Source organism: Planctomonas sp. JC2975 (genome assembly GCF_012985205.1).
Classification (GTDB): domain Bacteria; phylum Actinomycetota; class Actinomycetes; order Actinomycetales; family Microbacteriaceae; genus Humibacter.
The window spans coordinates 388,036-413,794 of record NZ_JABEKS010000002.1; the positions used below are offsets into that span (position 1 = coordinate 388,036).

Annotated in this window: 22 protein-coding genes; 14 read left to right on the top strand and 8 right to left on the bottom strand. The window is 68.7% G+C overall.

Going from position 1 to position 25,759, the window contains the following annotated elements; genetic code table 11:
• The first annotated feature begins 10 nt into the window (after positions 1-10).
• The 4 genes from HII28_RS20740 to HII28_RS15190 all read left to right on the top strand — a co-directional run bounded on the left by HII28_RS20740 (position 11) and on the right by HII28_RS15190 (position 7,987).
• Positions 11-1,354: a DUF58 domain-containing protein gene (locus HII28_RS20740; protein WP_170026585.1), complete on the top strand. Its 1,344-nt coding sequence runs from the start codon at positions 11-13 to the stop codon at positions 1,352-1,354.
• Positions 1,351-3,672 (top strand): transglutaminase domain-containing protein, encoded by a 2,322-nt coding sequence (locus HII28_RS15180; protein WP_170026587.1) that lies wholly within the window; start codon positions 1,351-1,353, stop codon positions 3,670-3,672. Before HII28_RS20740 ends, HII28_RS15180 begins: the two co-directional genes overlap by 4 nt.
• Positions 3,669-4,649, top strand: coding sequence for a zinc ribbon domain-containing protein (locus HII28_RS15185; RefSeq protein ID WP_170026589.1), 981 nt, complete (start codon positions 3,669-3,671; stop codon positions 4,647-4,649). Before HII28_RS15180 ends, HII28_RS15185 begins: the two co-directional genes overlap by 4 nt.
• A 149-nt stretch (positions 4,650-4,798) precedes the next feature.
• The gene (locus HII28_RS15190) at positions 4,799-7,987 is read left to right on the top strand and encodes an FtsK/SpoIIIE domain-containing protein (RefSeq protein ID WP_170026591.1); all 3,189 of its coding nucleotides are present in this window, start codon (positions 4,799-4,801) and stop codon (positions 7,985-7,987) included.
• An 8-nt stretch (positions 7,988-7,995) separates the two neighbouring features.
• Here HII28_RS15190 and ald read toward each other — a convergent pair whose 3' ends face one another.
• Positions 7,996-9,111, bottom strand: a complete 1,116-nt coding sequence (gene ald / locus HII28_RS15195; protein ID WP_170026593.1) for an alanine dehydrogenase — start codon at positions 9,109-9,111, stop codon at positions 7,996-7,998.
• 91 nt (positions 9,112-9,202) lie between these two features.
• Positions 9,203-10,222, bottom strand: coding sequence for an asparaginase (locus HII28_RS15200; protein WP_170026595.1), 1,020 nt, complete (start codon positions 10,220-10,222; stop codon positions 9,203-9,205).
• A 337-nt stretch (positions 10,223-10,559) separates the two neighbouring features.
• On the opposite strand from HII28_RS15200, the gene HII28_RS15205 reads away from it, so the two are divergent.
• The gene (locus tag HII28_RS15205) at positions 10,560-11,030 is read left to right on the top strand and encodes an OsmC family protein (RefSeq protein WP_170026597.1); all 471 of its coding nucleotides are present in this window, start codon (positions 10,560-10,562) and stop codon (positions 11,028-11,030) included.
• A gap of 274 nt (positions 11,031-11,304) precedes the next feature.
• Here HII28_RS15205 and HII28_RS15210 read toward each other — a convergent pair whose 3' ends face one another.
• The 3 genes from HII28_RS15210 to HII28_RS15220 all read right to left on the bottom strand — a co-directional run bounded on the left by HII28_RS15210 (position 11,305) and on the right by HII28_RS15220 (position 13,811).
• A complete protein-coding gene (locus tag HII28_RS15210; protein WP_240978072.1) occupies positions 11,305-12,168 on the bottom strand; it encodes a lysophospholipid acyltransferase family protein in 864 nt (287 codons plus the stop codon).
• 52 nt (positions 12,169-12,220) lie between these two features.
• On the bottom strand, positions 12,221-13,141 hold the full coding sequence (locus HII28_RS15215; RefSeq protein ID WP_170026598.1) for a hypothetical protein: 921 nt from the start codon (positions 13,139-13,141) through the stop codon (positions 12,221-12,223).
• 79 nt (positions 13,142-13,220) lie between these two features.
• A complete protein-coding gene (locus HII28_RS15220; protein WP_170026600.1) occupies positions 13,221-13,811 on the bottom strand; it encodes an ATP-dependent Clp protease proteolytic subunit in 591 nt (196 codons plus the stop codon).
• A 156-nt stretch (positions 13,812-13,967) separates the two neighbouring features.
• Between HII28_RS15220 and HII28_RS15225 the strand changes: the two genes are divergently transcribed.
• Positions 13,968-14,432, top strand: coding sequence for a helix-turn-helix transcriptional regulator (locus HII28_RS15225; protein ID WP_170026602.1), 465 nt, complete (start codon positions 13,968-13,970; stop codon positions 14,430-14,432).
• A gap of 62 nt (positions 14,433-14,494) precedes the next feature.
• Here HII28_RS15225 and HII28_RS15230 read toward each other — a convergent pair whose 3' ends face one another.
• Entirely contained in the window at positions 14,495-15,829 is a 1,335-nt protein-coding gene (locus HII28_RS15230) for an aminotransferase class III-fold pyridoxal phosphate-dependent enzyme (protein WP_170026612.1), read from the bottom strand.
• A gap of 77 nt (positions 15,830-15,906) precedes the next feature.
• Between HII28_RS15230 and HII28_RS15235 the strand changes: the two genes are divergently transcribed.
• Both HII28_RS15235 and dxr read left to right on the top strand, forming a co-directional pair.
• Positions 15,907-16,968 (top strand): FKBP-type peptidyl-prolyl cis-trans isomerase, encoded by a 1,062-nt coding sequence (locus tag HII28_RS15235; protein WP_170026614.1) that lies wholly within the window; start codon positions 15,907-15,909, stop codon positions 16,966-16,968.
• Between the two features lie 108 nt (positions 16,969-17,076).
• A complete protein-coding gene (dxr, locus tag HII28_RS15240) occupies positions 17,077-18,159 on the top strand; it encodes a 1-deoxy-D-xylulose-5-phosphate reductoisomerase (protein ID WP_170026616.1) in 1,083 nt (360 codons plus the stop codon).
• Positions 18,160-18,175: 16 nt separating this feature from the next.
• On the opposite strand, the gene HII28_RS15245 is transcribed toward dxr, so the two are convergent.
• Positions 18,176-19,099, bottom strand: coding sequence for an NAD-dependent epimerase/dehydratase family protein (locus tag HII28_RS15245; protein WP_170026618.1), 924 nt, complete (start codon positions 19,097-19,099; stop codon positions 18,176-18,178).
• A gap of 241 nt (positions 19,100-19,340) precedes the next feature.
• Between HII28_RS15245 and HII28_RS15250 the strand changes: the two genes are divergently transcribed.
• Positions 19,341-20,087: a TetR/AcrR family transcriptional regulator gene (locus tag HII28_RS15250; RefSeq protein WP_170026620.1), complete on the top strand. Its 747-nt coding sequence runs from the start codon at positions 19,341-19,343 to the stop codon at positions 20,085-20,087.
• 14 nt (positions 20,088-20,101) lie between these two features.
• Here the strand turns inward: HII28_RS15250 and HII28_RS15255 are convergent, their stop codons facing one another.
• A complete protein-coding gene (locus HII28_RS15255; RefSeq protein WP_240978092.1) occupies positions 20,102-21,013 on the bottom strand; it encodes a thioredoxin domain-containing protein in 912 nt (303 codons plus the stop codon).
• A 176-nt stretch (positions 21,014-21,189) separates the two neighbouring features.
• Between HII28_RS15255 and HII28_RS15260 the strand changes: the two genes are divergently transcribed.
• The 5 genes from HII28_RS15260 (at position 21,190) to HII28_RS15280 (ending at position 25,758) form a co-directional block, all read left to right on the top strand.
• On the top strand, positions 21,190-22,575 hold the full coding sequence (locus HII28_RS15260; protein WP_170026622.1) for a site-2 protease family protein: 1,386 nt from the start codon (positions 21,190-21,192) through the stop codon (positions 22,573-22,575).
• 244 nt (positions 22,576-22,819) lie between these two features.
• A complete protein-coding gene (locus HII28_RS15265; protein WP_346769358.1) occupies positions 22,820-23,236 on the top strand; it encodes a VOC family protein in 417 nt (138 codons plus the stop codon).
• A gap of 43 nt (positions 23,237-23,279) precedes the next feature.
• Complete coding sequence (locus HII28_RS15270) at positions 23,280-24,041, top strand: 3-hydroxybutyrate dehydrogenase (RefSeq protein ID WP_170026626.1); 762 nt, start codon at positions 23,280-23,282, stop codon at positions 24,039-24,041.
• A complete protein-coding gene (locus HII28_RS15275) occupies positions 24,038-24,988 on the top strand; it encodes an alpha/beta hydrolase (protein ID WP_240978101.1) in 951 nt (316 codons plus the stop codon). The genes HII28_RS15270 and HII28_RS15275 overlap by 4 nt, the downstream gene beginning before the upstream one ends.
• A complete protein-coding gene (locus HII28_RS15280) occupies positions 24,985-25,758 on the top strand; it encodes a CoA transferase subunit A (protein WP_170026630.1) in 774 nt (257 codons plus the stop codon). The genes HII28_RS15275 and HII28_RS15280 overlap by 4 nt, the downstream gene beginning before the upstream one ends.
• The last annotated feature ends 1 nt before the right edge of the window (position 25,759 follow it).

Below are 25,759 nucleotides of genomic sequence, written 5' to 3' on the forward strand. Positions count from 1 at the left end.
GGACTGTGATGTGAGCCTCGACCAGCACTCCGAGACGACCGAGCTCGACAACGCGCGAACTCGGATCGTCGGCGCGCGCGACGGACGCCTCGCCGACTCGATCGTGGCGACGGTGCGCGGCTGGCGCGCCTTCGCGGACGGATGCTCGCGCATCTGGCTCGCCGTCCGTCGCGTTGTGACCGTGGCCGGCGTGTGCGTCGCCGTCGTCACGATCGCCGCCTTCGTCGTCGGATACGTCGCCGGCTGGTCGGAGGCGCTGGTCTTCGCCTGGGTCGGCGCTGCGCTCTTCGTCGTCGCCGTGCTGTACCAGCTGGGATTCGTCGCCTACCGGGCGGTTCTGCACCTGCCGAATCCCCGGGTGATGGTGGGTGTGTCCGCCCCTGTGGACGTCGTGGTCTCCAACCCCACCAAGCGCGGCCTGCTGTCGGCGAGGATCGAGGTTCCGGTCGGCGACGGGGTGGCCGAGTTCGCGATGCCGGGCCTGCGTCCGGGAGCGGAGTTCCGCGATGTGTTCCTGGTGCCGACGACGCGTCGCGGCGTCGTCACGATCGGCCCGGTGCGGTCGGTCCGCGCCGACCCCGTCGGGCTGCTGCGCCGCGAGACGGACTGGCAGGAGACCGCGGAGTTGTTCGTGCATCCGGCCACCGTCGCGATCCCCGGGATGAGCTCGGGACTGGTGCGCGACCTGGAAGGCAGCTCGACGAAGGACCTCACGACGAGTGACATCTCGTTCCACGCGCTGCGCGAGTACGCCATGGGCGACGAGCGACGGCACATCCACTGGCGGAGCACCGCGAAGACGGGCGCGTTCATGGTGCGTCAATACGAGCAGACCAGGCGCAGCAACCTGATGGTCGCGCTGTCGCTGGCCGAGGCCGACTTCGCGTCGGAGGACGAGTTCGAGCTTGCGGTGAGCGCCGCCGCGTCGATCGGCGTGCGCGCCGTGCGAGACGGACGCTCCGTCGCGTTCATCGTCAGCGAGCGGACCCCCGACTTCGCCAGGAAGCCCGTGTTCGACGTGCGTGAGCTCGACACCGTGACGCCGACGCGGCTCCTCGACGCCTTGTGCCGGGTCGACCTCGTGTCTGCGGCACTGCGCATCCCAGATGTCGCGAGGGTCGCAGCCGACAAGGCGCTCGACGTCTCCGTCGCGTATCTGGTGTGCGGATCGACCGTGACATCCGCCCACCTGCGGCATGCTGCCACCATGTTCCACGCCGGCGTCGAGGTCGTCGCCGTGCGCTGCGTTCCCGGTGACCTCCCCGGGCTGCGTCGGGTCGGCGATGTGAGCATCCTCACCATCGGCTATCTCGACGACCTGCGGTCGAGCCTGGCGAAAGCAAGTGCGGCATGAACCGCAGGGACACGTTCTTCCGCGTCGTCGGCACGGCATACATGATCGTGCTGAGCGCCGCTTGCGTCGCCGCATTCTGGCCCGTTTACCGCGATCTCGACTTCCTGGTCATGGGGGTCGGCGCCGTTCTGGCCGGTGCTGCGGTCGCGGTGATCGGCGCGTGGCGGCACTGGTCGTCGCTCGTCACAGTGCTCGTGTCGGCTGCCGTGTTCCTCGTCATCGGTGTGCCGCTTGCGGTGCCGGAGGAAACCCTGTGGCGGGCGGTACCCACCCTGCAGGGCTTCCTCGACTTCGTGACGGCCATCGCGGTCGGCTGGAAGGAGCTCGTCACCATCGGCGTTCCGGTCGGCTCGTACCAGGCGCTGCTGACCCCGGCGTACACCCTCGCCTTCGTCGCGACGGTCGTCGCCGTGACGACGGCACTGCGGTCCCGGAGACCCGACCTCGCGCTCGTCGCACCGCTCGCCGTCTTCGGTCTGGCGATCGTGCTCGGTTCCGACACGTCCGCCACCCCGATTGCGCTCACCCTGTTCATCGTCGTGCTGAGCGTCGGCTGGCTCGTCTGGATGCGCCGTCGTCGTCGCCTCTCACGACTCGTCTCACTGGCGAGCGAGCACGCCGACGGCGTGCGTCGCAGTGAACGTTCCGTCGCGGCGGCGCGGTCGACCGCGATCGCCGTGACGGCTCTCATCGTGGCGCTCGCAGTGGGAGCCGGAATGGCCGTCGGACTGCCCTCGAGCGCCGCGCGAACCGTCGCGCGGTCGGCGACGACTCCACCGTTCGATCCTCGTGACTACCCGAGTCCGCTGTCGGGCTTCCGCTCGTACCTGCAGCCGGGCCTGTCGGATGAAGCCCTCTTCACGCTGCATGGGGTCAGCGACCTCAAGCGCGTGCAGATCGCCACGCTCGACACCTACGACGGCGTCGTCTACGCGGTCGGCACACGGCCAGGCGACTCCGGTGCCTTCGCGCGAATCCCCGACACCGTCTCGCGGCCCATGGTGACGGCGCACAATGCCGCACCGGCGCAGACGGTCGACGTCACGATCGAGGGTCTGCAAGGACCGTGGCTGCCCACCTTCGGAAACTTGGAGCGCATCTCCTTCGGCGGCACCGACCCGTCAGCGCTGGGCGACGGCTTCTACTACAACCCGGAGACGGCGAGCATGGCAGACGTCAGCGGACTGCAGGCGGGAGACACCTACAGCCTGACCGCGTCGCCGCTGCCGTCGATGACGATCGCCCAGCTCGCGACGGCTCGCCCGGGGAAGGCGCAGCTGCCGGCTCTCGACGTGCTTCCCGACCATCTCGTCGACACCGTTCATCGCTATGAGGGTGATGCGACAACACCGGGCGGCCGATTGGCGCTCACCCTCAAGCGGCTCGCGGAGACCGGGTACATCAGCCACGGCCTCGACGGCCAGGTGAAGAGCCTGTCCGGCCACGGTGCCGACCGCATCGACTCACTGCTCACCGAGGTGCCCATGGTGGGCGATCAGGAGCAGTACGCCGTGACGGCGGCGCTGATGGCACGGCAGCTCGGATTCCCGGCCCGCGTCGTGCTCGGATTCCAAGTTCCGCAGAGCGGGGACAACGTCACGGTGAAGGGCAGCGACGTCACGGCCTGGATCCAGGTGCAGACCGCCAAGGACGGCTGGGTCGACGTGGACCCCAACCCGCAGGTGCGGCCGATCCCGGAGAAGCAGCCCGACGAGCCGAAGCAGATCTCGCGTCCGCAGTCGATCGTCGACCCGCCGAAGGACACAACGGATCGCGACCAGAACCCTCCGCCGCAGGCGCATGTCGCCCAGCAGCACGTGAAGCATCTTCCGGCATGGCTGAGCACCCTGCTCACGGTTCTTGCGGTTCTGGGCTGGACGCTGCTGATAGTCGCCCTCGTCGCCTCGCCGTTCCTCGCGGTGATCGCGGCCAAGTGGCGTCGCAGGCGAGCGAGACGCTCGCCCAGGGTTCTGCCGCGCGGACGGATCGCCGGTGCGTGGCTCGAGTTCGCCGACACCGCTCTCGATCACGGGTACACGCCGCCGGGATCTCCTACCCGATCCGAGGTCGCCGAACAGGTGGGCGGCCCGAGACCCGTTCTGCTCGCCGCCGTGGCGGATCGCTCGGCCTTCGGTCTCGCCGAACCCACCGAGGGCGATGCCGACCAGGTGTGGCGGGCCGTCGACGAACTGCGTCGCGACCTCGACGGGCGCACGACGCGGTGGGGCCGCATCCGCGCCCGTGTCTCATTGCGTTCGCTGGGCGGCTACCGTGGTACAGCGGGAACCGACCCGAGACCCGGAGGGAAAGCGCGGTGAAGTGTGCGTCGTGCGGGGCAGCGCTGCCCGAGCGTGCTCTGTTCTGCGGCAACTGCGGGCGTGCCGTGACGGCGGCGACGACTCCGCGTGCACGGATCGTTGACCCGCGGCCCGGCGACACGATGGTGATCCGGCCGACGTCGCGCTGGGTGTTCGCCGACCTCGGCGCAGGCAGGACCGACCAGGGAGCACCCGGAGAGTCGGATGTCGACCAGAAGGTCTCTGACGAACTCGAGGCCTCCGAGCCCGCGGCCACACCAGCCACCGTCCTCGAGGAGTCGGGCGAGCCGACGTCGGCCGCCACGACTCCGCGTGACGACGAGGATGACGCGGTCGACCCCTCTGATTCGACGGATCCCGTCGGCGAGGACGTTGTGCCCACCGACGCATCGCATCCGACTCAGAGGAGCGACACGCGCAAGGCGGACGACCTGCCGGCCCCGCGCCCCGCGGCCAGCGTTCGGGCCAGGTATGCGGCCGGGGCACCGTCCCCCGCCATGCGCTTCTCGCCCTCCGTCTCGACCTCCAGCTCCACGGCGCCGCTGGTCGATGACCCGTTGGCGGGCCTGCCCGCCTCAGATGTACCGACGGCGGAGTCGCCGATCGTGGCGGCAACCGGTGTCGCTCCGATAGCGGCGCAGCACGGCGCGCCGGTGCCGCACGTGCTGTCGTTCTCGACGGGGGAGCGGGTCGTGGTCGTCGGCGCCGGGCTGCTCGGTCGTCGGCCGTATCCGCAGCCGAGCGAGCGGTTCGACCAGCTGGTATCGATCGCGGACAACGAGCGCTCGGTCTCCAAGACGCACCTCGAGTTCGGACTCGAGAGCGGTGAGCTCTGGGTCTGCGATCGCTACTCCGCGAACGGAACCGTGATCATTCCCCCGGCCGGTGCACCGCACCGCTGCGAGCCTGGTCGGCGCTACCGGGTGCCGCGTGGAGGCCGCGTCGAGATCGGCGACCACTGGTTCGACGTGCGCTGAACGTGCGCAGTCGCGGATCGAGGCAGGCTGGGCCACAAGAGCGCTGAGCGCGCGTGGGTCTCGTCATCCCCAACCGGTCGATCGGTCCGGAGTCCACCGACCAGGCTGCGCCCGGCTCGCTCTCGCAGCGGATGGTCGTGAATGGATGCATGCCTTCGCTCGATCCTGCCGTCGGTGAACCGCTCACGCTGCCGCGGCGTCCTGCGCCTCCGCCCCATCCGCCGTTCCCGCTGCTTGCGGTGATCGCCCCGTTGGTCGGTGCAGCAGTGCTCTTCGCTGTCACCCGATCGACGCTCATGCTCGCGTTCGCCGCTCTCAGCCCCGTCATCGCCGTCGCGGGCACCATCGACGGCCGCATCGGTGCGCGACGGCGTCGCCGAGCGGATGCCAGCAGTTACGCGGCTGCGACGGCGCGGTTCCTCGGCGAGGTCGCGTCCGCCCATGACCTCGAGCGTCGTGCCCTGAGCGCACGGCATCCGACGGTGTCCGCCCTGACGACGGATGCCGCACACGGTGCGCGACGCTGGGCGGAGCCCGGCGACCGATTCGCGCAGGTCACGGTCGGCACGGGATCGGTGACCGGCAGCACACCCGTGACGGGCACCGTGGACGACGACACCGACCGCGCTCTCATGGCGAAGGCGCGGACCGTGACGGATGCGCCGATCATCGCGGATCCCGCCGGCGGCATCGGCGTCGTCGCGCCCCTGCCGGTGGCCAGAGCGTTCGCTCGCGGCATCGTGATGCAGCTGGCGTTCGCGCATTCGCCCGGCGTCCTCGCCCTCAGTGCGCCGTCGGGCGAACCGTATGCGTGGCTGACGCGCTATCCGCACCTCTTGCATCCGGGCGGCGAGTCACTGGTGGTCCGGATCGTCGATACAGCCGACGACACCAGTGCCGCGACCGGTGGCGAGCGGATTGCTGCTCCCGATCGAGGCACGCGTCGTGCGGGCGCATCCTCGCCGATGATCGCCACGGTCGCGGTGGCGGAGCGAGTGGATGATCTCCCGGCAGGGTGCCGTCTCGTGCTGGGCGCGGATGCGTCCGGCGCCGTCACCGTGCTCTCGCCGACCGAAGGGATTTCGGTATTCCGCGGCGAGCTGGTGACCGCTCAGGCCGCTGCCGAGTTCGGGCGCACTCTCGCGGCCGCCGCACTGTCGAAGGGCGTGGCGCCGCCGCGGATCCTCCCGACCGTCGTGCGCTGGTCGGAGCTGCACACATCGCACACCGTCGCGCTGGACGCCGGTGAAGTTATCCCGCGCGCGCCCGGCGCTTCAGGCACGGCGCCGGTCGATTCGGTATCCGGCGGGCAGCAGACCGGCTCTGATCGCGGGCTCTCCGCCGTGGTCGGCGTGTCCACGCGCGGACCGCTCCAGCTCGACCTGGTCTCGTCGGGCCCTCACGCCATCGTCACGGGCACCACCGGCAGCGGGAAGAGCAGGCTGCTCGTGACCTGGGTGCTCGGGATGGCGGCGTCTGCGCCGCCGTCGCGAGTGTCATTCCTCCTCGTCGACTTCAAGGGCGGCACGGCATTCCAGCCACTTCGGGCGCTGCCGCACACGGTGGGCGTCGTCACCGACCTCGGCCACGGCGAGGCCAGACGCGCGCTGCGGAGCCTGCGAGCCGAACTCCGCCGTCGCGAATCGGTGCTCGCGGAGCTCGGGGTCGCCGACGTGCGCGACGCCGACGACGGTCTCGCCCGTCTCGTGATCGTCGTCGACGAGGCCGCAGCGATGCTCGCGGCCTTCCCTGAGCTCTCCGAGCTGTTCGCCGACGTGGCCGCGCGTGGCCGAGCCCTCGGCGTGCATCTCGTGCTCGGGACGCAACGAGCGACAGGTGTGCTCAGCGATGCGCTGGTCGCCAATTGCGCGCTACGACTCTCGCTCAGGCTGTCGTCCGAGGCCGACAGCATCGCCCTCCTCGGTACGGATGCCGCGGCCCACCTCCGGCACGCCGCGCCCGGCCGGTTCGTGGTCGCCATGGACGGCGAGGTGATCGTCGCGCAGGCCGCGTCGTCCGAGTCCGCCGACGTGGATGCCGTCGCGCGGTTGCACGGTGCATCCGGGCGTCCGCCGGCACCCTGGTTGCCGGCGCTGCCTCCCAGGATCCCGCTGGAGGCGTTCGGCGTGCCGCCGGAGGGCGGTGTGGTCATCGGCGCACTCGACGATCCGGATCGTCAGCGCCAGGAGGGGACCGTGTACCGTCCGTCGCGTGCGCACCTGCTCGTGCTCGGCGCCCGCGGATCCGGCAAGTCCACAGCACTGCTGGCCGTCGCCGCCCAGTGGACCAACGACATGATCGTCGTCCCGGCCGACACGGAACGCGCCTGGGATGCCGTCGAAGCCGCCGAAGCTCGGGTCCGGCAAGCGACGTCCGCAGCATCCCCGTGCATCGTGCTCGTCGACGACATCGACGCCCTTCTCGCCCGCTTCGACGACGAGCACCGAGATGCGGTCGTCGAGCGTCTGCGGGCTCTGCTGGTGGATGGTCCACGAGTGGGCATCGCCGTCGTGTGCTCCGCATCTGCGCTGCCGAGCGCGCTCCGCGGCGTGGCATCGCGCTTCGGCGAGCGTTTCCTGCTCCGACAGTCGGACCGACAGGAGCATGTGCTCGCGGGTGCTCCAGCAGAGTTTTTCGATCCGGATGCGCCTCCCGGACGCGGCGTGTGGCGTGACAGAGCGGCGCAGGTCGTGCTCGTCGCGTCATCCGCTGAGCGTCTGGTGGACTCGCAGCGGGCGAGTGGTTCCGACCCGGCCCGCACGGGTCAGGGCGACGACGCCGGACCGGGGATCGCCCCGGCCCGCGCTCTCGCTCTGGCTCTCGGCTCCGGCACCATCACGCTCGTGGTCTCAGCGGCGCCGGCAGAGGCCTCGCGTGTCGTGCGCGCGGCGTACGCCGAGGCGGAGATCGTCCACCTCGCGGAGCTCGAATCGCACCGGACTCTCGGAGGGTCGGCGGGTCTGGACGACCTGATCGGACAGACGAAGACCTCGCTGGCGGGAGCCATCGAGGATGGTCTTGTCGAGTCGGACGAGGAGTCGGCAAACTCCGCCAACTCCGCCAACTCCGCCAACCCCGGCACGCTCCGTGTGAGCCAGGGTGGCGTGCCGACCGTGATCGTCGGTGACCCGGATACCTGGCAGGCGCACTGGTCCCTGCTCGGACGCCTGCGCCCGCACGCCTCCGTGGTGTTCGACGGATGCAGCCTCGCCCAGGTCAGGGCCACCTTGCATTCGCGTGTGCTCCCGCCGGTGACGAATGCGGGACACCTGCTGGTGTGCGATCCGAGCGGACGCTTCACCCGAGCGACGTGGCCGGAGCCGAAGGTCGCGCCATGAAACGGCGGTCAGGCCAGGGCGGTGCTCAATGGCGTGGCCTGCATCCCGTTCGCTTCGGCGACACCGGAGTTGGTGATCCTGCCGTCCACGACGTTCAGCCCGAGCGCGAGGGCCGGATCCGAGGCCAGAGCCGCCTTCCAGCCGTTGTTCGCGATGGCCCGGAGGTAGGGGAGCGTCGCGTTGGTCAGGGCGTGGGTGGAGGTGTGCGGCACGGCCCCCGGCATGTTGGCCACGCAGTAGAAGACGGTGTCGTGCACGCGGAAGGTGGGTGCGTCGTGCGTTGTGGGATGCGAGTCCTCGAAGCATCCGCCCTGGTCGACGGCGATGTCGACGAGCACGCTGCCAGGACGCATCCGCGCCACCATGTCGTTGCGCACCAGCTTGGGCGCCTTGGCACCGGGCACGAGCACGGAACCGATCACGAGGTCGGCATCGATCACCGCGCGTTCCACCTCGAAAGCGGTGGATGCCACGGTCTTGATCCGACCCGCATACAGAGCGTCGAGCTCGCGCAGGCGACCGACATTCGTGTCCAGCACCGTCACGTCCGCGCCGAGGCCCACCGCGACGGATGCCGCGTTCGTCCCGGCCACACCGCCGCCCAGCACGACGACCTTCGCCGGATAGGTACCGGGCACGCCTGGCACGAGCAACCCGGATCCTCCCTGCGGCTTCAGCAGGGCGTTCGCTCCCACGATCGGCGCCAGGCGTCCGGCCACCTCGCTCATCGGTGCGAGCAGCGGCAGAGTCCGATCGGCGCGCTGCACCGTCTCATAGGCGATGGCCGTCACTCCGGCGTCCACGAGGGCTCGGGTCAACTCCGGCTCGGCCGCCAGGTGCAGGTACGCGAAGAGCACGAGTCCGTCGCGGAAGCGCGCATATTCGGACTCGATCGGCTCCTTGACCTTGAGCAGCAGGTCTGCGCTTGCCCAGGTGGACTCGGCGTCCGGTTCGATCAGCGCGCCCGCCTCGAGATATGCCGAGTCAGGAATGGACGAGCCATCGCCCGCTCCGCGCTCCACATGCACCTCATGTCCGTGCGAGACCAGATCGTGCACTCCGGCCGGCGTGATCGCTACCCGGTACTCGTTGTTCTTGATCTCGCGAGGAATGGAGATTCTCATCGTTTTCCGTTCTCTTGCCTCTCGGACCGACAGGTCCGATCGCGGTCTCCCTTGACCGCGAAGCTGTGTCCTCGACCGGAGGGGTATCGGCTCAGACCACTGGCCGCATCCGGCCCACGGGAGCTCCTCCGCCCGGGATCGTGGTGTCCATGCGCTCGAGCGCATCGGCCGCGGAGGCCTTGTCGAGCGCGCCCGCCGCCGCCAGCAAGGCGACCGCGCTGACGCGAGCCGCAGGAACGCTGCCGTCCAGCACCTTCACCGCAACCGTCGCGCCATCGGCCGTGGACATCGTCATCACACCGTCGGCCCCAGCCTTCGCATACCCGCCGAGGGTCTCCATCAGCACGGTGTCCGGTCGCCCGTGACCGGAGATCGCCCACGGATGCTCCCTGGCGCTCCGGTGCACATGCGCCGCGTTCCTGTAGAGGGCGAACGGCGACTGCTCGGAGGCGCTCGCCATGCGATGGATTCCGCGTGCCAGCCCGGTCAGCGAGATGGCGAACACAGGAGCCCCGCATCCGTCAACTGCGGTGTGTGCGATCTTCTCGCCGGTGAGGCGCTCGACGACATCCTTGACGTGTTGTTGCAGGGGGTGTCGCGGATCCGTGTAGTCCGCCGTCGTCCAGCCGTTGGCGGCGCATGCGGCGAGCATCGCAGCGTGCTTGCCTGAGCACTCCATGAAGACAGGGGATGCGGATCCGCCCGAGCGGAGCATCTGCTCGCGCGCCTCCCGGTCGGCAGGCAGCGCTGCTGGACACCGCAGCGCGCTGGCATCCATCCCGATGCCGCCCAGGATGCCGCGCACCAGCGCGACGTGCTCCGCCGTTCCCGCGTGGCTGGCGGTGGCAATGGCGGTCTGTTCCGGATCGAGTGCAGCGCCGGCGCCGATCGACGCGACGGCCTGGAACGGTTTCATGGTCGACCGGGGGAGTACGAGCGAATCCGGATCGCCGACGGCGAGCACGCGTTCGCCGTCCTGGCCGAGGACCACGGCGGATCCGACGTGCCGGTTCTCGACGAACCCCGAACGCTCCGCAACGGCGAGTTCCACCGCATTCGCTGCTTCGAAGGTGCCGATGGGGGGCCGCGGAACACGCACCGAATCGCTCATGGTGCTTTCGAGTCTAACCAGGCGGCATGCAGCGGGAGCGGGCGTGGCACGCACGAATCACGCGTGACACGCCCTCCGCTCGCAACGCCGCGCGCGCCGTCGACGATCGCCGCGGACTCCGTCTGCGATGCCCGCTGCCCGCGGGCGACACGCGCTCGCCATAACGATGCGGGCGACGCGTGCTCGCCGACGATGCGGGCGCCGTGAGGCGACGGGAGCCATCGTCTGCGGCGTCGTCGCAGATCCGGCAGAGTAGTCGTCATCGGGTGCTCTGCAGCAGTTGGCCGCGGAGTCATGGCATCGGCCGCATCCGGTCGAGACGAGGACGGACGAGCGCATGAACGTCGACCACCACTACGCGCTGACCATCGAATGGACGGGCAACAGGGGAACCGGCACGAGCGGATACCGCGACTACGGTCGCGACCACGTGATCAGCGCCGAGGGCAACCCGTCGATCGAGGGGTCGAGCGATCGGGCGTTCTTCGGGGATCCCGAACGCTGGAACCCCGAGGAGATGCTGGTCGCCGCGCTGAGCCAGTGCCACATGCTGAGCTACCTGCACGTGGCCCAGCGCAACGGTGTCGTGGTCACCGCCTACGTCGACACCCCGACGGGAACCATGACGGCCACGTCCGATGGGGGAGGCCACTTCACCGTCGTGACTCTCCGGCCCGAGGTGACGATCGCCGATCCGTCGCAACTCGAACTCGCCGAGGGCCTCCATGCCGAGGCGTCGCGGCTGTGCTTCATCGCGTCTTCCGTGAACTTCCCCGTCGAGCACGAGCCGGTCACGCGGAGCGCCTGAGTAGACGCGATCCAGCGTCGGGATCCAGCCCCGGCGAAGCCGGCACGGCGGATGCCTTCCGCGAACGCCTCATGCATGCCGCGCGCACCACGCCCGCCAGTGCCTGACATCGACGCCATCGCCTCCGCATGGCGGAGGTGTCGAAGGCACGCGGCGACAGCGGATCATGACGGCGCCTGGAGCTCGCCGTCGCTCAATCGATGTGTCGCCTCAGTCGACAGGCGCTCGGTCGGCGCTCCGCCTCAGGCGACGGGCGCTCGGTCGGCGCTCCGCCTCAGGCGGCGGGCTCGTCCGACGGCGCTTCGTTGTACGTGCCGGCCGCGACCTGACCGCTGAGCTTCTGGATCGCCGCCATCACTGCGTCTGTTGCCTCACGGCGTGCCTTGCCACTCGTCGCCGGACCGAACGTGGAGAGGTCGATGGGCTCTCCGAACGCGACGGTCACGCGAGCGAAGACGGGCATCCGCGTGCCGACGGGCTGGAGACGCTCCGTGCCGATGAGGCCGACAGGCACGACGGGGGCGCCGGTCGTGAGCGCGAGCCATGCAACGCCGGTGCGGCCCCGGTAGATGCGCCCGTCGCGCGATCGCGTGCCCTCGGGGTAGAGGGCGAACGCGCTGCCGGCGTCCAGGATGCTCTTGCTGATCTCCAGCGCTGTCTGGGAGTCCCGCCCGGCGCCGCGCTTGACGCCGACGGCGCCGATCGCCTCGAAGAAGGTGCGCTTGATCCAGCCCACGAGTCCCGTTCCCTCGAAGTAGTGGGACTTGGCGAGGAACTGGATGCGACGCGGCGCGACCACCGGGATCACGACGCTGTCGATGAACGACAGGTGGTTGCTGGCGAGGATGACGGCGCCCTGCTTCGGCACGTTGCGACGGCCGATCACGCGGGGTCGGTAGAGCACGCGGGCGACGGGCGCGACGACGAAGCGGCCGAAACTGTACAGGAAGCCGGGACGCGGGCTGGGCGCGTCATCCCGACGCGTCTCGTGGCCGTCGACAGGGGAGGCGGATGCGGCAGAAGCACCGGATTCCGGTCGTCCGGCCGTGGTCATGTCCGTTCGACCGGCTGTCGTGGCCATGGGCGGAAGGACTGCGGATGACGCGATGGGGCGCTCCGGCCGCGACAGTGTGGTCATGAGGCGACCCTACGTAGCGTCATATTCCGGCGACGGCATGCCCGATGCCGTATCAGAGCCCCGTGAGGGGATCGACGGTGCAGCGTGTTCCGCCCGTGAGGTTGAGGCATCCGTCGTACTGGGGCGGGAACGGTTCCACCAGCGGGGACCCGAACCACTCCTTGTACAGGCGCCAGAAGTTGAGGTTGCCGAACGTGGAGCAGTCGGTCGCGACATCCGGATGCGCCAGCGTCTGCGGCGACGGCTGGTACGGCGTGTAGTTGTAGAGGTTCGCCGTGGCCTGCGTGCGGATGTCCACCACGCTCGACCCGCACGCCGCGTTCGGGTGGTACTGGATGGCCACCTTCCCGACGTGGTAGCGCCACGAGGCGCCGCCCACGGTGTACTCGCGGAACTGCCACGCCGCGTTGTAGAGCTGGTTGAAGAATCCGAAGTAGCGCGTGTCGCAGGCCGCCGTGTCCGGGCATCCGTATCCGGTGGCCCTCTGGTATCCGTACGCGCTCGGATGCGTCAGCAGGGACTGCTCCTTCTGCAGCAGAACGAGCAGCACCTTCGGACTGATGCGGCAGGCCTGGGCGATCCGAACGATGATCGAGCTGGCACGTTCCGCCTTCTGACCCGTGATCGCCGCGCAGTGCGCGTACTGCGCCGGCTCGTCCGGGGTGTCTTGACGATAGTCGGCGAGGCACGGGGATCCGTCGTCCGAAGAGCATTGCTGCTTCTCCAGGAAGCGCTGCACCTGCACGGCCGTCATGGTGTCAGGGTCGTAGAACGCGGCGTCGCTGATGATCAGGCCGGCGTGGAAGTGCGCATCCGACGGTGCTCGTTCCGGTTGCGGGTGTGGAGCGAAGGCCACCACGAAGGCGAACACGATGACGGACAGCGCGGCAGTCGCCATGATCACGAGGTCGGCGGTCGAGGCACGGACCGCCCAGGCGCCGATACGTGCTGTCTCGCGGTCGCGTTCGGGCATGCCATCGACCTTAGGGCGTATGGCGGGGGCGATGCTGGGCCGGCGGGCCGCTCACCGGCCCAGCATCGATGGACCGTGCTCAGCGGATGCCGGTGCCCGACAAGGCCTCCTGCGAGGAGATCACGGCGTCTGCGAATCCGTAGTCCACCGCCTCGTTCGCGTTGTACCAGGCATCGCGGTCGCCGTCGCGCAGGATCTCCTCGATCGCGTGGCCCGTCTGCTCTGCGGTGAGGCGCGCCATCTCGTTCTTGAACTTCACGATCTGCTCCGCCTGTCGGCTGATGTCGGAGGCGGTGCCGCCGAATCCGCCGTGCGGCTGGTGCATCACGACCCTGGTGTTGGGCAGCACGAAGCGCTTGCCTGGGGTGCCGGAGCTCAGCAGGAACTGACCCATCGACGCCGCGAATCCGATGCCGACCGTCACGATGTCCGGGCTGACGAACTGCATCGCGTCGTAGATGGCGAAGCCGGCCGTGACCGATCCCCCTGGCGAGTTGATGTAGAGCTGGATGTCGCGGTGCGGGTCCGTCGCCGCCAGGAGCAGCAGCTTGGCGCAGAGCTCGTTGGCGATGCCGTCGTCCACCTCCACACCGAGGAAGAGGATGCGGTCGTCCAGCAGCCGGTCGAAAACGGGCTGCTGCGGTGGGCTGATGGTGCGGGACTCCGTCATGGTGTCGTCTCCTGTCGTCGTGTGCCCATGCTGGGGCGACGGTCCGATCCGAGGCGGTCGTTTCTGCCGACGGCGACTTCGCGCAGAGCAGAACGCATCCTCACGACCCGACGGCCGGCGGCGCGTAGCCTGAGGGAACCGACGGAGGGAGCGGTGATGCTGTTGAGGCACGCGGTCGGATCGGCGATCCGACGACTGAGGCAGGCACGCGGACTGACTCTGCGGGAGGTGTCGCAGGCATCCGCCATCTCCCTTCCCTACCTCTCGGAGATCGAGCGAGGCCGCAAGGAACCCTCGAGCGAGATCATCCAGACGGTGTGCGTCGTGCTCGGCGTGACGCTGCGCGAGCTGATGCGCGAAACGGATGTCGAACTCGTCGTCGCGGAACGTGCGGCAGCACGAGGCATGGCCCCGATCCTCGACCTCACGGCCAGGCGTCGTGACCAGGAAGCCGCGGCATCGACGCGGTCGCAGCACCTGCTGCCGAGCGCGAGCGAGCCGGGCGCGCCACGCAGAAGCCAGGCGCGGATGCCCGCACCGGCACCTGCCCGCCGATCGCCCGTCGGCGAGGTGCGAGCGTTCGTCTCCGCAGCCGGGGAGCCGCTGCTGCTCGCCGCCTGAGCGAAGACCCTCGGGGACCGCTCGATTCGCCGACGTTCACCGAGGACGTCGGAAAGGCCGACTCAGACGGACTGCGCCGCCAGGGCCACCTCGATCACGCTCGCGGCGTCATCGATGAGCTCCTCGCTGATCACGACGGACGGCAGGAGCCGGAGCACGCTGTCCCAGCTGCCGGAGTCGAGTGCGATCACACCATTGCTCGTCGCGTGACGCAACACGGCCGTGAGCGCTTCGGGGTTCGGCTTGCGCGTGCCGGGCACGACGAGCTCGATGCCCCACATGGCGCCCTTGCCGCGCACCTCGCCGACGACGCCGAAACGCTCGGCCCAGTCGCCGATCCGTGCGCGCAGCACGCGCTCGACGCGCTGTGCTTCTGCGATCAGGTTCTCGCTCTCGATGGCCTCGAACGTCGCCAGTGCAGCGGCCGTCGAGACGGGGTTGCCGCCGAAGGTTCCGCCGATGCCGCCGGGCTGCACGGCGTCCATGATCTCGGCGCGACCGGTGACGGCCGCGAGCGGGAACCCTCCTGCGATGCCCTTCGCACTCGTCACGAGGTCGGGGACGGCGCCGAAGTGCTCGATGGAATACCACGTTCCGGTGCGGCCGATTCCGGCCTGGATCTCGTCGGCGACGAAGACGATGCCGTTGTCGCGGCAGTACTCGGCGATGCGTGCGAAGTATCCGTCGGCCGGAATGACGATGCCGCCGTCGCCCTGGATCGGCTCGGCGAAGAACGCGGCGATCTCGCTCGCGCCGATGTGCGTCTCGATGTAGTCGATGGTCCGGTCGGCGGCCTCGTCGCCGCTGAGGCCGTCCTTGAACGGATAGCTCCCCGGCACGCTGTACAGCTCTCCGGGGAACGGACCCATGCCTGCGCGTTCCGGCCACGGGCGGTAGGTCATCGCCATCGTGAGGTTGGTGCGGCCGTGGAATGCGTGCTCGAGCGAGACGATCGCCCGGCGACCGGTGTACTTGCGTGCGATCTTCACGGCGTTCTCGACGGCCTCTGCACCGGAGTTCACCAGGATGGAGTGCTTCTCGAAGTCGCCAGGCGTGATCTCGGCGAGCTTCTCGGCCACCCGCACGTAGTTCTCGTACGGCGTCACGGTGAAGAGGGTGTGCGTGAGCTTGTTGGCCTGCTCGAAGGCTGCGGCCGCCACGGCGGGATGCGCGTGACCGATCGTCGTGACCCCGATGCCGCATCCCAGGTCGATGAGCCGGTTGCCGTCGACATCCACGAGGATCGCGCCGGAGGCGTGGTCCATGTAGATGTTCGCCAGTGTGCCTGCGCCGCGCGAAACGGATGCTTCACGCCGCTTCTGCAACTCGACGGAGCGCGGTCCGGGGAGGGGGGTCAGGACGGCACGAGACTGCGGCACGGAGAATTCGCGGGGCATCCCACCATCGTACGGTGGGCGGCCGGATGTCGATTCCAGGGCGCGTGCCTGCCCGTTCCCAGCGGGAGCCTAGGCGCATGGTGCACACTGAGGTGGCCCCCACTCCACATTCAGAAAGCGATGCCGTGCGCCTGAAGATCCCAGCAGTCCTCGCCGTATCCGCCGCTGCCGCCCTGCTGCTCGCCGGATGCGCCGGTTCAGGCACTGGCGCCAGCACGGCGACCCCTTCCGCCTCCGCGAAGTCCGCGTCGACGGCGTGCAACCCGCCGAAGTCGGGCAGCGTTTCCGATGCTGTCAAGGTGACCGGTGACGTCGGCAAGGACAACACCGCAGCGGAGCCGACGGTGACGTTCACGAAGCCGCTGAAGGCGACGGACACCCAGCGCAGCTACGTCAGCAAGGGTGACGGCGCACAGGCGAAGACGGGTGCGACGGTCGACATCTCGATGGTCGTCTACAACGGTACGAGCGGTGCGAAGCTCACGAGCAACGGATACGCGGGCACGGCGACCATTCCGGTCACCGTCGGCGGCGGCTCCCTGATCCCCGGCCTGACGCAGGCGGTGGAGTGCGCACCGGTCGGGTCCCGCTTGGTCACGACGGCGACGGCCAAGGACGCCTGGGGCGGCGACCCGTCGTCGAACGTCAGCAGCCTGAAGGCAACGGACACCGTCGTCTTCGTGGTGGACATCCTCTCGTCGGTGCCGTCGAAGGCCGACGGCACCCCGCAGGCCGCTCAGGACGGATTCCCCACCGTGAAGCTGGCCGCAAGCGGCCAGCCGACGGTCACCATCCCGAAGAGCCTCAAGGCTCCCACCGAGACCAAGATCGAGGAGCTCAAGCAAGGCGACGGTGCCACTGTCGCGGATGGCGACTCGGTCACCGTCCAGTACCAGGGCGTCAACTGGCGCACCGGCAAGGTCTTCGACCAGAGCTGGGGTCGCGGTCTCTCCACGATGCAGACCTCGCAGGTGATCCCCGGGTTCACGAAGGCACTCGTCGGGCAGAAGGTCGGTTCGCAGGTGCTCGTCGTCATCCCACCGGCCGACGGCTACGGCACGACGGGAAACTCGCAGGCCGGCATCAAGGGCACGGACACGCTCGTCTTCGTCATCGACATCCTGGAGACCCAGCACTGACCCCAGCGGTCGTTCTGATCCCGTCGCACAGAAGCGCCCCTCTCGCACGCGAGATGGGGCGCTTCGTGCTCCTCGAGCAGGTGGATCCGGCACCGATACGATGAGCGGATGCGACGGGTACTGATTCTCGGGTCCACAGGCTCCATCGGAACCCAGGCGCTCGACGTCATCCGTGCGAACCCCGACCGTTTCGAGGTGGTCGGACTCGCGGCGGGGCGCAACCGCGACGCGATGGACGCGCAGGCCGCGGAGTTCGGCGTCTCGCACACCGCACTCGGCGTGGACGAAGCGGTGCAGCTCGTGCGCGACGTCGACGCCGACGTGGTGCTCAACGGCATCACCGGATCCGTCGGGCTCGGCCCGACCCTCGCCGCGCTCGACAAGGGCGTCACGCTCGCCCTGGCGAACAAGGAGTCCCTCGTGGTCGGGGGAGAGCTCGTCGCCTCGAGGGCTCGTCCGGGACAGATCGTGCCCGTCGACTCCGAGCATTCCGCCATCGCACAATCGCTTCGCGCTGGTGCGCCGAGCGAGGTGCGCAGACTCGTGGTGACGGCGTCCGGCGGTCCGTTCCGTGGCTGGCAACGGGAACGGCTGCGTGACGTCACGCCGCAGGAGGCGCTCAGGCACCCCAACTTCGCGATGGGGAACGTCATCACCACCAATTCGGCGACCCTCGTCAACAAGGGCCTTGAAGTCATCGAGGCGCGCCTGCTCTTCGACGTTCCCTATGAGCGCATCGAGGTGGTCGTTCACCCGCAGCAGTACATCCACTCCATGGTGGAGTTCGTCGATGGCGCTGTCGTGGCGCAGCTCGGTTTGCCGACGATGCTGGTGCCCATCTCGCACGCACTCGGATGGCCGCAGCGTGTTCCGGACGCGGAAACGCCGATCGACTGGACGATGGCGAGCGACTGGCGATTCGAGCCGCTCGACGGCGAAGCGTTCCCTTCCGTCGGGCTCGCGAAGCGAGTGGGCGTTGCCGCAGGCACCTACCCCGCGGTGTTCAACGCCGCCAACGAGCAGGCCGTCGCAGCGTTCCACGACGGACGCCTCGGATTCCTCGGCATCGTGGATACGATCGAGCGGGTCGTCGACGAGCACGAGGCGCCGGCGAGCCTGGACCTGACGGTGCTCGCCGAAGCTGAGCGCTGGGCGAGGGAGCGGGCGGACGCGATCATCGCTTCAGTCTGAGACCCGCTTCACGCCGTCACAACCGGGCGCGGTACCACTCCGCCGTCACCGTGAGCGACTCGTGCCATGGCGTCTCCTCCACGCCCAGACGCTCGCTGGTCTCGGTGGCGTCGATCACGTACGGCACGGCGAACTGATAGCTGGAGGCGTGGATCTCACGCATCATCGGGCTCACGAGCCCGGCGGTGCGCAGAACCCAGCGCGGAATCTCGGCGGCCTCGCCCGTCGTCCCGTACAGGGCGTTCAACTGCGCAGCGATCTCGGCCCTGGGATGCGGGGCGCCGCTCGGCACGTGCCACACTCGGCCCCAGTCCCCTGTCCAGTCGGCAGCAGCGGCCAACGTGGAGGCGATGTCCGGGATGTAGCTCCAGCTGTGGTCGATGTCGACGCCGCCGACGCCGCGCACGGTCTTGGACTTCAGGATCCCGGAGAAGAAGGCACTGCCGAGGTGCGCCGTGCCACCCGATCCCGGCCCGAAGTAGTCGCTGGCTCGAACCTCGACACCACGGATTCGGCCCTGCAGCGTCGCCTCGCGCACGTCGTGCCATCCGGCCTTGCGCACCAGGCCTTTCGTCTCGTTCGTGAGCTCGGGAGTGTCCTCGGTCATCGGTCCTGTCGGCGAACCGTACGGATAGAGGTTGCCCATGACGACGAGGGATGCTCCCGATCGTTCGGCTGCGGAGATAGCGGCGCGGAACACCGGAGGCCAATCTCGCGGCCACGACGTGTAGGGCGGATTGGTGACCACGAAGATGGTCTCGGCGCCCTCGGCGGCGCGCGTGATGGCATCCGCATCGGAGGCGTCGAGTCGGATGGGCCGAGCGCCGGCGACCTCGGTCCCGCTGCGAGTGGCGACACGCACCGAGTCGCCTCGCTCGGTGAGCTGTGCGGCGAGCTGTGCGCCGATGAGGCCCGCGCCGATGACCAGTCGAGTCGTCATGTGTCTCGTGCTTCCGTTTCGACGGCTGTCGTGGGGGACGACAGCGACGCGATGGCTCCGTTTCTGGAACCACCGCGATCCGCGAGCGGTGTTCAGGAGCAATGCTCCCGGGTCCGCGTCGACGGGAACGCGAACCCGCATGATTTGTGAGCACCGCTCACCGCAAAAATCTAGGGGATCGGTCACGAGAGTTCAAGAGCACCGATCGCTAACTCCTGGCGAACGATGGCAGGATGGCAGGGTGACAGACCGGTCCGTCCATCGCGGGCGGAAGCCCGTGATCTCGCGCGAGCAGGTGCTCGAGGCGGCAGCGGCCACTCTCGAGAACGGCGGAGCGGAGACCATCTCGTTGCGCGCCATCGCCCGCGAGCTCGGCGTGGTCAGCTCGGCGATCTACCGGCACTACCCGAGTCGTGATGCGCTGCTCACCGATCTGATCGTGCAGGCTCACACCGAGCTCGGCGAATGGGTCTCGGGTGCCGAGCACTCCGTCGACAGGGCGCAGCTCGGAGATCGTTTCGGCGTGGTCGTCCGCAGCGCGCGTGAGTGGGCAAAGCGGAACCCGCACAGATATGCGCTCATCTACGGCACGCCGGTGCCCGGATACAGCGTGCCGGCGAGTACGCTCCAACCCGCGTCCATCATCGCCATGCTCTTCGCCAGGCTGCTCCTCGACGCCGCTGCCGCCGGATGTCGCCCACCTCCGGATGCGGCACGCGATGCACTGGCACCCTCGTTCTCGCGCCTTGGAGAACAGCTGGAGCTTCCGCCTGCGCTGCATCCGTCCCTGGTCGCGGGCGTTCAGGTGTGGTCGCAGCTCTTCGGCCACATCTCGTTCGAGATCTTCGGGCACTACGTCGGCGTCGTCGACGATGTCGACGCCTACACGGAAGCGCTGATCGTGCTCATGGCGGCACGTCTCGGTCTGCCGGAAACCGGTGTGCCGCCAGCGGTCCCGCCTGCGGCCGGATCGTCATCCGGCCACTGACGAGACCTGCCGGGTCACTGCGTGGCGGTCGGAGTGGGCGTGGGAGTCGACGTCGAGGTGGACGACGACCCGACGGCGGACTCCACGAAGGAGGCGAACGTGGACGCGTCGGTGAGCGATCCCTTGTACTGCTGACCGTTCACGATCACCGTCGGCGTTCCGCCGAACGTCGTGACGTTCGAGTTCGGCAGCTTCTTCGTCGTCGCTCGAGAGGTCGCGGCATTGAGCCAACTCGTGAACTTCGTGTCGTTCACGCACTTGGTGACGTTGTCGGAACTCACCCCGGCGCTCTTCAGGATCGACAGGATCTTGGAATTCGGCAGACCACCGGTGTTCTCCTGGGGCTGCTTGGCGTACAACGCCGTGTTCACGGTGATGAACTTGTCGGGGAAGTACTCGGCGACGCACGCCATCGCATTGCCTGCGCGCAGCGAGTATCCGCCGTTCCCCTGGCTCGTGAGGTAGTTCAGCGGATGCAACTCGAGGGTGGCGATGCCCGAGTCGAGCCATTGCGTGATCTGCGACATGTTCGTCTGCTCGAACTGCTGGCAGTACGGGCACTGCAGGTCTTCGTAGATGGTGATGTACGCCTTGGACGACGTATCGGACTGGGTGGTCGGCGTCGGGGACTCACCGGCCTGCAGAGCTGGGGTGCGCACGGCCTTCGTGCTCGAGGTCATGACGATGCCGTCGCTGATCATGTTCTTCGGGCCGGCGGATGTCTGTCCCTGCGGAATCGAATTCACGATCACCAGCGCTATAACGGCCAGCACGGCGATGATCACCACGCCGACGGAGCCCTGGATCCACCACTTGCGGCGCCTGGCCTTCTTCGCGGCCTCCTCGCGCATGAGGCGGGCGTGCTCCCGCGCAGTCTCCCGGCGGTCCTTCTTGCTCGGACCGTTCGCACCGCGGCCAGTAGCCATTGACGTCCTCTTCGTTCAGGGGAGTAGTGGAAGCGAGTGGGCCGGTGGTGAGCACCGGCAACAGATCCTCACCCTAACGTGACCGGGCTATGGGTTTCGTGAGCGATGGCTGCGGATGCCCCCTCTCGGATGCTGCTTCGGGGGAGCATCCAGGCGCACGCGGCTAGCATTTCTGCATGTCCTCCGTGCTGCCCTTCATCGTCGGCGTGCTGATCTTCGTGGTCGGCCTCGCCGTCTCGATCGCGCTGCACGAGCTCGGCCACCTGACGGCCGCGAAGGCGTTCGGCGTCAAGGTGACGCAGTACATGATCGGCTTCGGGAAGACCCTGTTCTCGTTCCGCAGGGGAGAGACCGAGTACGGCGTGAAGGCACTGCCGTTCGGGGGATACATCGCGATGATCGGGATGTTCCCACCGAGGCATCCCGGAGAGGCGCCGCGGGATGCCTCCACGGGCTTCTACAACTCGCTCGTCGTGACCGACGGCGCGATCGGCGCGCCGCGCGAGGAGCGCGAGCAGCAGCGTCGGAGCGTGCTCGGCACCATGGCCGACGAGGCGCGGCAGGCCAGCGCCGAGACCATTCCTGAGGGCGAGGAGCATCGCGCCTTCTATCTGTTGCATCCGCTCAAGCGCATCATCGTGATGTTCGCCGGCCCGTTCATGAACCTCGTGATCGCGTTCGTGCTCATCGCGATCATGCTGTGCGGAATCGGTGTGCAGGGTGCGAGCACCACGGTTCAGTCGGTGTCGGAGTGCCTCAAGCCGGCGACGTCGACGTCGACCACGTGTTCGACCTCCGATCCGGCATCTCCGGCTGCTGCGGCGGGCTTCAAGTCCGGTGATCGCGTCGTGGAGTACGACGGCACGGCCATCACCGACTGGACGCAGCTCTCCACGAAGATCCAGGGCTCCGCCGGCCGAACCGTTCCGGTGGTCGTGGTTCGCGACGGCCGGCGCGTCACTCTGCAGGTGACGCCGAAGCAGACGCAGGCCGAGGTGTCGGACGCATCCGGCGCGACGGTCGTGAAGAACGTCGGCATGATCGGGATCGCGCCGACGACCGAACTGCAGCCGCAGTCCTTCGGCACCGCCGTCGCCACCACGGGACAGCAGCTCGGTCAGGTCGCCGGCGTCGTCATCAACCTCCCGCAGCGCATGGTCGGTGTCTGGAATGCCGCGTTCGGACCGGACGAGCGCTCCGCCTCCAGTCCGGTCGGCATCATCGGCGTCGGCCGGATGGCGGGCGAGATCGCCGACAGTTCCTCGTACGCGTTCGTGTCGAAGATCCAGCTCATGCTGAGCCTGCTCGCCTCGCTCAACCTGGCGCTGTTCGTCTTCAACATGATTCCGTTGCTTCCCCTGGATGGCGGCCACATCGCCGGCGCCATCTGGGAGTGGATCAAGCGCGGCTGGTTCGCGGCGACCCGTAGGGGATCCTCACCCAAGCCGGTCGACATGGCACGCCTCATGCCGCTCACGTACGCGGTCATCATTGTGCTCGGCGCGATGAGTCTTCTCCTCGCCTACGCGGACATCGTCAAGCCGATCAGTCTGCCCGGCTGATCCCTCCAGCACCCGAGAGCGCTGTTGCACGTCCGTGACCGCTCGTCGGCCCTTGTGACCGAGCAGCGAGGGGACCTTTCTGGTCACCCTCAGCGGCAGATCCACTGACCCCGACCTGCTCGTCCGCGCAGCCGAGCGGAATCCGGGCGGCGCGCCCGACACGATCCCTTGCCTGACCGCGGCCGCGATGCGACGCTGGGCGTGGCGCATCGAGGCGCCGCCGGCGACGTGGAGGGGGTCCAGCGTGCGGACGATTCTCACCGGGATCACGGTGTCCGATCCTGCGGCATCCGTCGCCTTCTACGGTGCGCTCGGCTACGAAGTCGTCGGCTCCGTGGCCGAGGCGGAGATCGGGGCGCTCACCATGCTGAAGCTGCCGGACGAGGAGTTCGTCTCCATCGAGCTCGTTGCGGACGGCACGGTCGCCGGTGGTCCCGCGGCGGGCCTGAACCACATCGCGATCCAGGTCGACGATCTGGAAGACCTGCTCGGACGCCTCCGTGACGCGGGCGTCTCCGTCGGCGAGGTGGGCATGCCGGGCGGGGCGACCGGGCCGCGCACGTGCATGCTGTCCGATCCCGACGGCTATGCCATCGAACTGACGCAATGGCAGCCCGGCCATCCGACGGGGTTGACCGTCGACGACTTCCGAGCGGACTGAGTGTCCCGAACCCAGCCGGAGAATCCACAAGGACGGAGCGACCATGCCGAAGCATTCGGACCCCGCGCTCGCGGGGCGCCGCGCAGTCATCACGGGAGGAGCGAGCGGTATCGGGCGAGCATGCGCGATGGCGTTCGCGGATGCCGGAGCCCTCGTCACCGTCGCCGACCTCGACGGTGAAGCAGCCCAGCGCGTCGCCGAGGAAATCGGCGGCCACGCTTGGCAGGTCGACCTCACCGACCTGGAAGCGCTCGCCGACGTGCAGCTCGACGTCGACATCCTGATCAACAACGCGGGGATCCAGCACGTTCGACCCATCGAGGAGTTCGAGCCCGAGCAGTTCCAGCGGATCATCCGCCTCATGCTCGAGGCGCCGTTCCTGCTGATCCGCGCCGTGCTGCCAGGCATGTACGAGCGCGGCTGGGGTCGCATCATCAACCTGTCCAGCGTGCACGGCCTGCGGGCATCCGCCTACAAGTCGGCCTACGTGGCCGCCAAGCACGGCCTGGAGGGCCTGTCGAAGACGACGGCGCTGGAAGGCGGCCCGCACGGCGTGACGAGCAACTGCATCAATCCGGCGTACGTCAACACGCCTCTGGTGCAGAAGCAGATTGCCGACCAGGCGAAGGTGCACGGCATCGCCGAGGCGGATGTCGTCGAGCAGGTCATGCTGACCGAGAGCGCGATCAAGCGGCTCGTCGAGCCGGGGGAGGTCGCATCCCTCGCCCTCTGGCTCGCCGGTGATGAGGCCGGAATGGTGACCGGGGCGAGCTACACGATGGACGGCGGATGGAGCGCGCGATGACGGCATCCGACTCGGCGGGCGCCTCGCGCGCACACTACCGGCCGTTCCGCGTACCCGTCAGAGGCGGCGAGCTCGCCGGGGCCCAGTGGAACCCCGACGCCGCCGGCATGCCTGTGCTCGCCATCCATGGCATCACGGCGACGCACCGTGAGTGGCCGCTGCTCGCCGACCGGCTGGCCCGGCGGCGCATCATCGCGCCCGACCTGCGCGGCAGAGGCCGCAGCAACGCTCTGCCTGCGCCGTGGGGTATGCGAGACCACGCTGACGACATGGCCGCTCTCCTGGATGCCTTCGGGGTCGACCGCGCCCTTGTCGTCGGCCACTCGATGGGAGGCTTCGTCGCCGTGCGCACGGCCGACCAGCATCCGGACAGGGTGGCCGGTCTCGTTCTCGTGGACGGCGGCCTTCCGCTGCCCTTCCGGGTTCCCGACGACGTCGCTCCTGAGGATGCCGCCGCCTACCTGCTCGGCCCGGCAGGGGAGCGGCTGACGCGGGTGTACCCGTCGCGGGATGCCTACGCGGACTTCTGGCGCGCGCATCCGGCCTTCGCAGAGAACTGGAACGACGAGGTCGCCGCCTACATCGACTACGACCTCGACGAGACCGACGGCGGATTCCGATCGTCGGCGCAGCTGGCAGCCGTCGCCACGAACATCGTGCAGCAGGACGGCAGCGACGGATACCGGGAGGCCCTGACGCGACTGCGCGTTCCGGTGAGCTTCCTGCGTGCGCCCCGCGGCCTTCTGAACGAGACGCCGGGGCTGTATCCGGATGCCGTCATAGCCGCGGCAGCGGGGCTCGTCCCCGGCATGGTGCTCACCGACGTCGACGACGTCAACCATTACTCGATCGTGCTCACCGACCACGGCATCGACCAGGTCGCACCCGTCGTGGAGCGCGCAGCACGCAAGGCGGAACCCAGCAGCGAGGAGGCTGAATCGGCATGACGATAGACAAACGGGTGGGCAGCGCGGCAGAGGCCGTCGCCGACATCTCCGATGGCGCGAGCATCGCGGTGGGCGGTTTCGGACTGTGCGGAAATCCGATGGCGCTCATCAGGGCCGTGCTGGACTCCGGTGTCGGCGGGCTCTCGGTGGTGAGCAACAACTGCGGCGTGGACGACTGGGGCCTCGGCATCCTGCTGCAAGCCAGGCGCATCAGCACGATGACGTCGTCGTACGTGGGGGAGAACAAGGAGTTCGAACGGCAGTTCCTCACCGGCGAGCTGGAGGTGCACCTGACGCCGCAGGGGACGCTCGCGGAGAAGCTGCGTGCGGGAGGCAGCGGCATCGCGGCCTTCTTCACCCAGACCGGCGTGGGCACACAGATGGCCGATGGTGGGCTCCCGCTGCGGCACAACCCGGACGGCACCGTCGCGGTGGCGTCGCCGGCGAAGGAGGTCCGCTCGTTCGACGTGAACGGGACCCTCAAGGAGTTCGTGCTCGAGGAGGCCATCACGACCGACTATTCACTGGTGCACGCTTTGCGCGGAGACAGCCACGGCAACCTCGTCTTCCACGAGTCCGCGCGCAACTTCTCGCCGCTGGCCGCGATGGCCGGTCGGATCTGCGTCGCCGAGGTGGAGGAGCTGGTGCCACCGGGGACGATCGATCCGGATGCCGTGCACTTGCCGGGCGCGTATGTGCACCGCATCGTCGAGGTCGGCTCCGACATCGAGAAGCGCATCGAACGACGCACAGTGCGGAAGGCGGACTGAC

Bases quoted from the DNA above. Each gene is read 5' to 3' on its own strand.
- HII28_RS15180 (WP_170026587.1), top strand. From the start codon at position 1,351: ATGAACCGCAGGGACACGTTCTTCCGCGTCGTCGGCACGGCATACATG.
- HII28_RS15190 (WP_170026591.1), top strand. From the start codon at position 4,799: ATGCCTTCGCTCGATCCTGCCGTCGGTGAACCGCTCACGCTGCCGCGG.
- ald (WP_170026593.1), bottom strand. From the start codon at position 9,111: ATGAGAATCTCCATTCCTCGCGAGATCAAGAACAACGAGTACCGGGTA.
- HII28_RS15200 (WP_170026595.1), bottom strand. From the start codon at position 10,222: ATGAGCGATTCGGTGCGTGTTCCGCGGCCCCCCATCGGCACCTTCGAA.
- HII28_RS15205 (WP_170026597.1), top strand. From the start codon at position 10,560: ATGAACGTCGACCACCACTACGCGCTGACCATCGAATGGACGGGCAAC.
- HII28_RS15210 (WP_240978072.1), bottom strand. From the start codon at position 12,168: ATGACCACACTGTCGCGGCCGGAGCGCCCCATCGCGTCATCCGCAGTC.
- HII28_RS15215 (WP_170026598.1), bottom strand. From the start codon at position 13,141: ATGCCCGAACGCGACCGCGAGACAGCACGTATCGGCGCCTGGGCGGTC.
- HII28_RS15220 (WP_170026600.1), bottom strand. From the start codon at position 13,811: ATGACGGAGTCCCGCACCATCAGCCCACCGCAGCAGCCCGTTTTCGAC.
- HII28_RS15225 (WP_170026602.1), top strand. From the start codon at position 13,968: ATGCTGTTGAGGCACGCGGTCGGATCGGCGATCCGACGACTGAGGCAG.
- HII28_RS15230 (WP_170026612.1), bottom strand. From the start codon at position 15,829: ATGCCCCGCGAATTCTCCGTGCCGCAGTCTCGTGCCGTCCTGACCCCC.
- HII28_RS15235 (WP_170026614.1), top strand. From the start codon at position 15,907: ATGGTGCACACTGAGGTGGCCCCCACTCCACATTCAGAAAGCGATGCC.
- dxr (WP_170026616.1), top strand. From the start codon at position 17,077: ATGCGACGGGTACTGATTCTCGGGTCCACAGGCTCCATCGGAACCCAG.
- HII28_RS15245 (WP_170026618.1), bottom strand. From the start codon at position 19,099: ATGACGACTCGACTGGTCATCGGCGCGGGCCTCATCGGCGCACAGCTC.
- HII28_RS15255 (WP_240978092.1), bottom strand. From the start codon at position 21,013: ATGGCTACTGGCCGCGGTGCGAACGGTCCGAGCAAGAAGGACCGCCGG.
- HII28_RS15260 (WP_170026622.1), top strand. From the start codon at position 21,190: ATGTCCTCCGTGCTGCCCTTCATCGTCGGCGTGCTGATCTTCGTGGTC.
- HII28_RS15270 (WP_170026626.1), top strand. From the start codon at position 23,280: ATGCCGAAGCATTCGGACCCCGCGCTCGCGGGGCGCCGCGCAGTCATC.
- HII28_RS15275 (WP_240978101.1), top strand. From the start codon at position 24,038: ATGACGGCATCCGACTCGGCGGGCGCCTCGCGCGCACACTACCGGCCG.
- HII28_RS15280 (WP_170026630.1), top strand. From the start codon at position 24,985: ATGACGATAGACAAACGGGTGGGCAGCGCGGCAGAGGCCGTCGCCGAC.